The organism is Vibrio sp. R12-SW3-ISO1, from assembly GCF_059834005.1.
Genome location: NZ_JCBDGK010000036.1, coordinates 1 through 2,416 on the forward strand (window position 1 = coordinate 1; position 2,416 = coordinate 2,416).

At 50.4% G+C, this 2,416-nt stretch carries 2 protein-coding genes; both read right to left on the reverse strand.

Annotated features, from left to right (window positions below; translation table 11 throughout):
* A partial coding sequence (locus AC6R0R_RS09050; RefSeq protein ID WP_500626456.1) for a GntR family transcriptional regulator occupies positions 1-243 on the reverse strand: 243 nt, incomplete at its 3' end.
* Between the two features lie 509 nt (positions 244-752).
* On the reverse strand, positions 753-2,416 hold a 1,664-nt coding region (gene recJ, locus AC6R0R_RS09055), incomplete at its 5' end, for a single-stranded-DNA-specific exonuclease RecJ (RefSeq protein WP_500626457.1).

Here is a 2,416-nt window from a genome sequence, read left to right on the forward strand (position 1 = left end):
ACTGGTCCAAATCGTTTCACTGACAAACGTCCCTCCCCCTTGTTTTCGGGTCAAAAGACGTTTCGCTTCTAAGCGCTGGATGGCTTCACGGATAGACGGACGAGACACATCGAACTGCTTCGCCAGTTCGCGCTCGGGTGGCAGTTGTTGCCCCGGCGAAAGTGTACCTTCCACAATCAACCTTTCTAACTCTTGCTCAATCACATCGGAGAGTTTTGGCTGACGAATCCTTTGATAAGCCATAGTTGTTATTCTTCTTTCTCTTTGCAGTCAATTGGTAATACCAATTTTATGTTGGCGAGGAAATTAACATAATTAAAACGCAACTTCCAGCCAAAATTTGATTCAAATCATAGAACGACCCATGCGGTCACAGTTTGATAACAGCTCATAATTAAAACATCAATCAAATTGGTATGACCAATTACAAAAGAGAAACAGATGGGGCAGAAACGTGCCACGCATCACACTTTACTTGGTTGAGTCATCATACAAATGAAACGAAGCGAATAACATCAAAGCATAGTCTATCCACCGTCGATACCTTGGTGAGATGACATTTTTCTGAATTCAACCGCGATTTTTCTGAAAACAGGGTAACGGATCCCGATCGCATTCCCTGGTCAGACCTGAAAAGTCTCACCTCAAAACTCTCGTCTCTAAACTCTCTCCTCAAAAAACGAAACAAAAAACGCCAAGCATTTCTGCTTGGCGCGGTATCAGTGAGGGAGCCTCTTAGATGTCGAGAGCGTTCATCTCGCTTCAATATAATCGACCATCAGCTGCAAAGACTGATTGCCCCGAAACTCATTAATATCGAGGCGATAAGCCAGATGGACGGTTTTGGCGCTCGCATCCGGCCAGCGTCTCAAGTCGACATTAAACGCGATCGCATCCATCGTCAGCCCGGTTGGGTGGCCACGATAGAGTGGCTCTAACATCAGCTTTAAGTGCTTCTCGGCCACCAGCTTTTGGTGCAGCACCATAAACTCGCCGTCAAAAATAGGCTCTGGAAACGCTTGCCCCCAAGGCCCACCACTGCGAAGCACGTGCGCGGTGTGCATGGAAAACTCTTCTGGGCGCAGCTCGCCATCGGACAAGATCACCCCTTTGAGCGCCGCTTCATCCAACTCTTGTTCCACTGTTTGGTTAAACAAGGTCGCAAAGCGTTCAAAATCTTTCTCCATGATGGTTAAACCGGCCGCCATCGCATGACCGCCAAATTTTTTAATCAGCCCCGGATGTTGCGTATCGATACGATCGAGCGCATCACGCATGTGTAAACCTGGTATCGAGCGACAAGAGCCTTTAATCGCGCCATCACCGCCATCGGCAAACGCAACGACAGGGCGATGAAATTGCTCTTTGATGCGCGAGGCCAGAATCCCGATCACCCCTTGGTGCCAATCGCGTTGAAACAGCACCAGTCCATAAGGAAGCTGGCTCCCTTCACCAAACTGTAACCGCTCACAAAACGCCATCGCCTCTTGCTTCATGCCCTCTTCAATCTCTTTGCGCGTTTGATTCAGCCCATCAAGTTCAGAAGCCATGCGTCTTGCGGCGTGGATGTTGTTGCTCATCAGCAGTTCAACCCCAAACGACATATCGTCCAGTCTACCGGCGGCGTTGATTCTTGGCCCCAAGGCAAAACCAAAATCTGAGGCAACGAGACGCTTTGCATCGCGCTTCGCCACTTCAATCAACGCTTGAATACCTGGCCTTGCTTTGCCCGCACGGATACGTTGCAGCCCTTGATGCACCAAAATTCGGTTGTTCTCATCCAGAGGCACTACGTCTGCGACCGTGCCCAGCGCCACAAGATCGATCAGCTCCATCAATTTGGGCTCCGCCATGCCTTGTTCAGCAAACCATCCCGCTTTTCGCATATGGACGCACAGCGCCATCATCAAATAAAAAGCGACACCGACACCGGCCAGCGCCTTAGACGGAAACGCGCACTCGTCGAGATTTGGATTGACCATCGCATCGACCTCAGGCAATTCATGGCCAGGTAGGTGATGATCCGTCACCAACACCGTAAGCCCTTGCTGCTTGGCATAGCGCACGCCCTCAATCGATGACACGCCATTATCGACGGTCATGATCACTTGCGCGCCCAGTTCGATCGCTTGATCGACTACTTCCGGGCTAAGGCCGTAGCCGTCTTCAAATCGATTCGGCACCAAATAGTCAACATTGCTCGATCCCAGCATCCGCAGTGCCAGTACAGACAACGCAGAGCTGGTCGCGCCATCGGCATCAAAATCGCCCACCACTATGATGCGCTGATTGAGGCGAATCGCCTCAAACAACAAACTCACCGCGGCCTCAATACCATGCAATTTCTGGTAAGAGTGCAAGGCTCTTGCGGTTGTCTCCAACTGCTCAACACTTTGAATACCACGGTTGATGTAGA